Source organism: Dietzia massiliensis (assembly GCF_018390595.1).
Taxonomy (GTDB): Bacteria; Actinomycetota; Actinomycetes; order Mycobacteriales; family Mycobacteriaceae; genus Dietzia; species Dietzia massiliensis.
Window position 1 is genome coordinate 1 of sequence record NZ_JAHBAV010000345.1, and the last position, 334, is coordinate 334.

Genomic DNA, 334 nt, shown 5'->3' on the forward strand with positions numbered 1-334 from the left:
GTTCCATCACTAAACTTAACATCTTCTTTTAATTCAAAAGAATAAGTTAATCCATCTTCTGATACCGTTGGAAAATCCGTAATCAACACACATTCTTCTTCATTATCGTCATTCCAACGCATCAAACTTTCAACAACATTATCAGCAACTGATGATGCTCCTGAATTAGAATTTGTTTGCATATCTAATCCAACTTTTGGATTAGATTGTCCAAAACGAAATACCTTTTCATCACTGCTTTCACTATTTCCGCCACCGCATCCTACTAAAGATACTGTCATAGCTGCAATTGCAAAAACAGAAACAAATCTTGTTAGTCCTTTCATTTTTTACC

General features: G+C 34.1%; 1 pseudogene. It reads right to left on the reverse strand.

From position 1 onward, the window contains the following. Positions 1-281: pseudogene (locus KHA85_RS20735) on the reverse strand (hypothetical protein); the annotation flags it as partial. Between the last annotated feature and the right edge of the window lie 53 nt (positions 282-334).